Origin of the sequence: Breznakibacter xylanolyticus (assembly GCF_003254275.1) — a bacterium.
Lineage (GTDB): Bacteria > Bacteroidota > Bacteroidia > Bacteroidales > Marinilabiliaceae > Breznakibacter > Breznakibacter xylanolyticus.
This window is the reverse complement of the sequence record NZ_QKZK01000062.1, coordinates 1-7,937: the sequence shown is the minus strand read 5'-3', so window position 1 is coordinate 7,937 and position 7,937 is coordinate 1. Positions and strand designations below refer to the sequence as shown.

The following is a 7,937-nucleotide window of genomic DNA, read 5'->3' as shown; positions in this document are numbered from 1 at the left end:
CGCGAAGGGCGCAAAGGGAAGAACGCGAAGGGCGCAAAGGGTTTTCTTGGCGAACTTGGCGTAAACTTGGCGACTTGGCGGTAAGATTTAAACGCAGAGGGTGCAAAGGGAAGAACGCGAAGGGCGCGAAGGGTTTTCTTAGCGAACTTGGCGTAAACTTGGCGACTTGGCGGTAAGATTTAACCGCGAAGGGCGCAGAGAAGAATTAACCGCAAAGGGCGCGAAGTGTATTCTTAGCAATCTTAGCGTAAACTTGGCGACTTGGCGGTAAAAATGAATTAAACACAGGGGCACGGAGTTTACTTGGCGATCTTGGCGATAAAGAAAGAGTTAACCGCTAATCGACAAAGTGGCTTGGCATAGCCAAGAAAGGGCGCAGAGGGAGGAACGCAGAGGGCGAGGCGTTTTATTTTAGTAGAATTTACCAAACAACACACACATTTCTTGGTATAATTTACTAAATTTACACAAAACACAACGACACTCGACCTCATCAATGGGCTACCAATGAAGCAGCAACTCAAAGAAATCATCTTAGAAAACCAACAATTCATCCCGGGCACTATCATCAAGCGTGAGCATTTGCAAATACCCACCAACACAGGCATGATTATCAGCCTTGTAGGGGCCAGGCGCAGCGGCAAAACGTATTTGTTGTACGATCTGATGGCCCAACTAAAAAAAGAAGGCATTCCTCCCGAAAAAATTGTCTTCATCAACTTTGAGGACGAGCGGCTCAACCTTCAACCAACCGACCTGGATATGATTTTACAGGCTTATTTGGAGTTATATCCGGAGGCAAACCTGCAAGAGACCAGCTTTTTCTTTGACGAGATTCAAAACGTGAATGGGTGGGAAAAATTCATCCGCCGCGTTTACGACACAAAATCGAAACACCTGTATATCAGCGGCTCCAACTCACGGCTGTTAAGTACCGAAATTGCCACCGAGTTACGGGGACGCACAGTAAGCTATACTGTTTATCCGTTCAGCTTTGTCGAATTTGTAAAGGCCACTAACGGGCCGGACAATTCCAGCACACAAGCCAACCGTGCCAAACTGATTCACCTGACCGAACAATTCATGACCGAAGGGGGCTTTCCGGAGCTAACGCGATTTGAGCGCCCATTTAAAATCAAGATTCTGCAAGAATATTTCAATGTGATGATATACCGCGATATCATTGAGCGCTACTCGATATCAAACCCCGAAGTACTGAAGTTTTTCATCAAAAAGATATTTTCAGCCGTCACCGGCCCGTTGTCCGTTAATAAAACCTACAACGACCTGAAGTCCATGGGGTACAAGATCAGCAACAAGTATCTGTACGAATATTTAGAACATTGCAACACGGTGTTTCTGACTCAAAGCATCAGTAAGTATGATTTTTCGGAGATCAAACAGGCCAAAAGCGACAAAAAGGTTTACATCATTGACAATGGCTTGTTGAGTGCCATCGACTTTGGGGTATCGGAAAACAAGGGAAAGCTATTGGAAAACATGGTAGCCATGGAATTGCTCAAACAAGGCCATCGCCTGTTTTATTACAAGGATCAAACGGAATGCGATTTTATTGCACAACCCCCAAGCAGCCATCATCCCATCGCCATTCAGGTTTCGCTTACCCTCAAGCAGGAAGCCACCCGCGCACGTGAAATAAAAGGACTCGTGAACGCATGCAAACACTTGAAGGTCAATTTCGGCCACATCATCACGCTGGATGAAGAAGAAATGCTCACCGAATCGTCGTGCAAAATAAGCGTGTTGCCTTTTTATAAATACTTCACAAAGCCCCCATTCTGATGAACCTTAGCGACCTTGGCGAGACCTTGGCGGTAAAATGAATTAAACACAGAGACACGGGGGCACGGAGGTTTTTCTTTGCGATCATGGCGTAGCCTTGGCGTCTTGGCGGTTAGAAGATATTACCGCAAAGGGCACAGAGGGAGGAACGCGAAGGGCGCATTTTATTTTACATGTCTTCTTGGCGTTAATAAAAAGCTAACAACAGTTTTTCATTACAGACACTGTAATGCCTAGCTACTAAGAGAAAAGACATCCTGATGATTGGATTTGGATTTGTAGCAGAACATTTGGAGTAATAGTACTTCTGCTGTATCTTTACAGTAAAATTGTCATTATGCTTGTCAATAAATAAAAAAGAACCGGGAATGTAAAAAGATTCGATCCACAAAAGAGTATTAAGCGTGCAGTGATCGAAAAAGAAGGCATCCCCCCAATAATGATAGCGACTTTGGGTGGAAATGTTACCTGGAACAACATGAAAGAAAAAGTGGCATTCATACGCCATGGTTTGCCCGATGAATCCATCGAAGCAATAGGACAAAAGGCCAACTTACCGGTAAGGCAGTTGTTAGAATACATGGGAGTCGCTCAAACCACTTACAATAAGAAGAAAAGGGAACATGAACGTATGGACAGCAGAAACAGCGAATTGGTGCTAGTATTATCCGAAGTTCTTGATTTTGGAATTGAAGTATTCAGCCAAGAACAGGAAAAGTTTCAAAGATGGTTAAAAAAGTCCAATGTGTCGTTAGGAGGGGTTTCTCCAGAAAGCTTGTTTGATTCAATCACCGGAATAGATGAAGTTCGAAATGCACTATATCGTCTGGAATACGGGAATATGGCATAATGAGAGTCATCCGGGATGAAAGAGAAAAATACCTGAACACCACCTTAAAAGGAATTGGTTCTGCCTTAACCAAAGGATATCGCTGGAATAGTTTGCATACTTATTTGGTATACACAGCCGAATCAAGATCCTTGGCGATGTTGGAAGTCTCAGTACATTTAGATTTAAGTGAAGATTTGCCCAACGATAGATATTTTGTAGAAATAGATATCCCGGATGAACTGATCATGCTTGAATTAAGAATAGAGGATTTACCTAAACACTGGGACTCTAAACCACCCATATTGGCAACTCAGTTCATTGGAGATGATTTTGTGAATGGAAAAAACTCAGTTGTATTGAAAGTCCCCAGCAGCATTGTACCACAAGAATATAATTACCTGATTAACCCGAATCATCCTGACGCAGCAAAAATAAACGTCATATCCATTACGCCATTTAAATTTGCTGACAGATGGCAATATACAAAGTCTAAAACATAGGAGTTCCAACCACAAACGCTTTACGAATGTTTTTTTCTTGGCGGACTTGGCGGGATCTTGGCCTCTTGGTGGGAAGAGGTTAACCGCAGAGGGCTCTAATTGCCTGCCCCAAAACCATATCGTCACAGATCATTGTGGTTATTGGAAGAATAGCAACATCATTAAAAAATACAGACTCCAAAATGAAAGTGGTCAAAATCGACCACTTTAAAAAAGCATACGGTAATTTATTCGTCAACAACAAACAATCTCGAACGCAATCATTCGCCAGGAACGAACAATTTTAAGGACAGAGGATTGGGAGATCAATGAAAGAAAGGCGGATTACCCAAACCACGATGGATTTAAAACATTAATATTATCAGCCAATTGAAGTCAAAATCATAGTACATACCACACAACAGGTACAATCTGCACCTACCTTTGTATATTTCTTAACCCATTTTGCAGCTATCCTAAAGCCAGCGCCTGTATTTCAATGAATTGTTCATTTTCGAGTTCGGATTTGTGTACTACAGATTTTCGCTTTGTAAAGGTAGCGTAATGACGCTAGCTCTCCACTAAACACGGTAATAACCGCTATAGATTCCCGTTTCGGGGTTGGTGCGCATGGATACTTTGAAATACATGCCCCAAAGTAAACATGTAAACCGCTGATATACAATACCCCCTTGTGTACTACAAATGATTTTTCGAAAATTCAGACACTGATTATCAATGTATTACAAAAGCAAATAGAGCAAAAGAGCCTATTTTGAGGTGAAAAAAGGTGTTTTTTTAATGAATTTTGGATGGAAAGCTGCAAGATGGGTTAATGAATTTTGGATGGAAAGCTGCAAGATGGGTTAAAATTGAAATGGAGAAAAACTAGAATAAAAGCAAAAGGGGCGGTGACGCCCCTTTTGCTTCTCAGAAAAATCGAATTTATTGAAGTGATTATTGATCGGATACATCAAATTCAATTGATCCTGTTTTTTTCTTCGGTATCTGTGTCCAACTCGACTTTCTCAATATCCTTGTTAAAATTGAAGCTAATACCGATCCCAAAACAACGACCGGTATAGTGATTGGTAAATTGTGTGCTATAAAAACTGTCCTGATAATGAGCTGAAAGTTTACTATTGGTATTTAAAATGTCATTGGCAAATATTTCCACACTAAGTTTTTTGCTAAAGAATTCCTTTCTACCACTTACGGAAACTTCCCCCCAGGCATTATCCTGATTATAAACACCGCCCCAGCTTCCATTGCCAGAAATGAAGGCATTAAAATTGACCATATAATCATGGGGAAGCGTTAATTTTTGATTGATAGAGGCGTTATAGCTATTTTTTACAGATATTCGAAAAATGCGGTCGGGTAGAGTTCCTTTTTTGTCAAAATTGCTTATCTGTGCCCAATAACTGACACTCCACCATCTTACCAGCTTGAAGCTCCCCCCTGTATTAATGCCATAATAACGGGAATAATCTAAATTGACCGGTTCAGTAATTGAAATATTGTTTTCATTAGAAATAACAACATTACCGACCTGATCATCTACGTTTGAAAAGAACGTACTAAAAGAGAATCGCTTATTAAAAATATATTTCAAACTATAATTGTAGACCGAAGCCGATAATATAGACGGATTACCCCGTGAAATAGAATAGGGATCATTAATAATTTCAAGAGGATTATACTGGCCATAGCTTGGGCGCTGAATTTTTGAGTCGGAAATCAGCGAAATGCTGTTCTTTTTCCATAGATATTCGATAAAAATATTTGGAAAAAAACGGAAATTATCGCAATTAACAGACTGAACTTCATCGTTTAAATTATTGGAGTAATTTCCTTTCAATGAATTATTTTCACCCCTTATTCCGATTGTTGCGTTAAAGTTTTCCCAATCTCGCTTGATCGAAAAATAAGTACCCAGAATATTTTCATCCACGCTGAATTGATAATCGTTGATAGAACTAAATAAATTGCGAAAATTATTTTCAGTCCACGAATACTTAAACCCAAACTCAAGATAATATATGGCATCTTCATGGTTGTTAAAATCAACTTTAAACGTATTGAGATGTGTATCAGTACCAATTTTCTGAATATTTACCGAATCTTTTTCGAACCCCCAATAGGTTTGATTCACGTTGTTACGATATTTAATATCCGTATGATCGTAAAACACTTGCAAAGCCATTCCCAAAGTGTCTAAGCGATGAGTGTATGCAGCAGTATATGAATTGCAATTATTGGTTTGCTGTCCTTTATTTTCGGTTTCGAATTGTTGTATTACATTATCCTGGATGAAATCGGTCGTTTGATAAGAGTTGCTTTTTATAGGATCATCCGCTGTTCTTAAATAGGAGAATATAAAATCGTTGTATGTGGTTTTATAACCAATTGTACTGTTGATGTTCTGATATTTACCAGTTCCAATCTCATGAGATGTATCATTTCTGCTGTAATCAACACTGCCGTTATTATAGTAAATATCTTTTGAAACTTTATCATTAAATATTTTCTCAAAATAGTCATCGTAACTCAAGGAAAAATCAATTTTTTTCCAATTGCCAAACAAACTACCCCCGTAGTTATCGTTGTAGTATTTGTATTTAGTGTAATTATAATAGGGATTAAAATTGATATGATTATCCAATGACTTTTTGGTGGTAATGCTGACAACTGCAGATTGGCTACCAGCATCGTATTTAGCACCCGGATGAGCATTAAACTCTATTTGCTTGATAGTTGCAGTTGGGATACTCTGAATATAGGTATAGACTGATTCAGACGGTATCATTATCTGCCTGCCATCGACGAACAACTGGATATTTTTGTTTTCGAAAGTCAACGATTTATTAATTCGGTCTATCTGAATCCCAGGAACAACCGGTAAGGCATCAATTAATTTTGTGCCAAAAATGGAGCTGTTCTGTAGATTCAACAAGGTTTTGTCACCATTAATTTTCACCGCATTTCGTTGCGCTTTGATGACAACTTCAGCAATGGCAATCGTATCACTTTCGGTGTTAAAATAATTCTGCGCTTGCAGAGTGAATGTAAAAATGAATAGAATTAGGGTTAATCTTAGGGGTTTCATCTAATTATGGTTTGTCATTCAAGCATTGGAAATCTTTAAGTTTTGATTTTTGCAATTATATTTTGGGATTTGATGTGTTGTTTGGTCGTTTCCTTGGCTGGGGGCTAACGGGTAGTGTAGCATTAGTGGCGGATTGCGGGCGAATCTCCTTTCAAGCCGTTAGTTGGTTGATGCGGGAAACGAACCTTGCGGAACGTGCTTCACCCGCCATTAATGCTACACAATGTTACCGCCTGGTGTTTTGTTTTCTTATTGTTATTGTTCATTAACTTTCCAATACCCTGTCTTATCACTTCCGATACGAATGATACTACCATTCTCTTTTAGTTCTTTTATTCTTCGTTTAGCAGTGCTTAAACTTATACTTAGACGTTCACTAATTTCTGCTGCTGCAATATTTTTATTTTGCCTTATCAAATCAAATACAGTGTCATTTACAGTGTCATTTTGCACTTTTACAGTGTCAGAGTATTGAATGTGCATTTCTCTGTTTTTAAGCAAATGATTCGTTCCAAGCAATAAATTGGATATAAATCGAATAAGATACTCTTCTGTTTTGTGAATGCCTTTGGATAAATCTTCGAAATTGGCTCGTACAAGAGCATTCCGGAAATACCAAGAATGCTCAGCAAACAAATCATTGTTAACTTCCTTAAAACCAAGTTTTCGAAGATATTTAATCAGAAAAATAGCAGTCGTGCGTGTGTTTCCTTCTCCAAAAATGTGAATTTGCCACAAGTAGCTTATAAAGTGGGCTATGTGTTCGATAATTTCTTGTAGACTTAACCCCTTGTATTTAAATTTTTTTTCTTGTTCAAAATCGTATTCTAAAGTAGCTTTCAGGCTCTCGGCACTAGCATACAAAACCGTTTCGCCATTTAAAACCCATTCTTGCTTTGTAATGTTATAATCACGAATCTTGCCTGCATGGCTATATATGCCTTGAAACAATCTGCGATGAATTGTAAGGTATTCAATAGGGGAAAACGTAAATGTTTGCTCACTTAAAATTTCAGCAATTCGTGCAGAAACTTTATCTGCTTCTTCGGTACGGTTTTCGACATTTTTTACTGGGTGTTGTTTGTAATAACTGTCAATTCGATGTTTTACCTCCTCAATGGAAATATCACCATCAATATTTTGTTTTGCAGTTGCTATCAAATAGTCTGATGGTTTTAGTCCGTCAACTTGTTGCAATCCAATTGCAGTTTTCCATACTTTCGCTTTTTCTGCTTTGTTTGGTTCTCCTTGTCGCAAATATTCTTCGAAATTATCCATTGTTCAAACTACATATTTCTATTCTCTGACTACATGAGTATTATTGGCTTCAAATGTAATATTTTCAATTCATTCAATATAACTCCACTTCTGCTCTATATTTAAAGATTCTCATTCACTACTGACCGACAAAACTAGAAATCTCCAATCTTCAAAGATTGTAAGTGTTGATAAACAGCAATATAAGCATATCTTCAATTGTTTTTCAATTACCTACCCCCCCTTTTTTTTCAGAAAAATGCGAGTTGTATGTCAGGACTTTTGTTTTTTGCTTTTACATTTTTGACATAAGTCCGTCTACAGTTTTCAATCACCCAATAAACGTCTAAATGGCTTATCAGGTAAATCCTAACCAAAGCGGCAATTGTAGAGAAAGCCTTTTTTGTGTCCGACTTTGCCCTTAGGACCATTAAAAGCAAATGGGCGATCAATGTGC

Annotated in this window: 6 protein-coding genes; 3 read left to right on the top strand and 3 right to left on the bottom strand. The window is 38.7% G+C overall.

From position 1 onward, the window contains the following. The first annotated feature begins 507 nt into the window (after window positions 1-507). From LX69_RS17025 to LX69_RS17015, 3 genes are all read left to right on the top strand, one after another. The gene (locus LX69_RS17025) at window positions 508-1,803 is read left to right on the top strand and encodes an ATP-binding protein (protein ID WP_111447231.1); all 1,296 of its coding nucleotides are present in this window, start codon (window positions 508-510) and stop codon (window positions 1,801-1,803) included. 478 nt (window positions 1,804-2,281) lie between these two features. Beyond that, a complete protein-coding gene (gene parS / locus LX69_RS17020; RefSeq protein WP_221621414.1) occupies window positions 2,282-2,653 on the top strand; it encodes a type II RES/Xre toxin-antitoxin system antitoxin in 372 nt (123 codons plus the stop codon). Further along, a complete protein-coding gene (locus tag LX69_RS17015) occupies window positions 2,653-3,135 on the top strand; it encodes an RES family NAD+ phosphorylase (RefSeq protein ID WP_111447230.1) in 483 nt (160 codons plus the stop codon). Before parS ends, LX69_RS17015 begins: the two co-directional genes overlap by 1 nt. Before the next feature lie 958 nt (window positions 3,136-4,093). Here LX69_RS17015 and LX69_RS17010 read toward each other — a convergent pair. From LX69_RS17010 to LX69_RS18075, 3 genes are all read right to left on the bottom strand, one after another. After that, window positions 4,094-6,223: an outer membrane beta-barrel family protein gene (locus tag LX69_RS17010; RefSeq protein ID WP_111447229.1), complete on the bottom strand. Its 2,130-nt coding sequence runs from the start codon at window positions 6,221-6,223 to the stop codon at window positions 4,094-4,096. A gap of 255 nt (window positions 6,224-6,478) precedes the next feature. After that, on the bottom strand, window positions 6,479-7,501 hold the full coding sequence (locus LX69_RS17005; protein WP_111447228.1) for a Fic family protein: 1,023 nt from the start codon (window positions 7,499-7,501) through the stop codon (window positions 6,479-6,481). Between the two features lie 230 nt (window positions 7,502-7,731). Continuing rightward, a partial coding sequence (locus tag LX69_RS18075) for a hypothetical protein (RefSeq protein WP_221621413.1) occupies window positions 7,732-7,937 on the bottom strand: 206 nt, incomplete at its 5' end.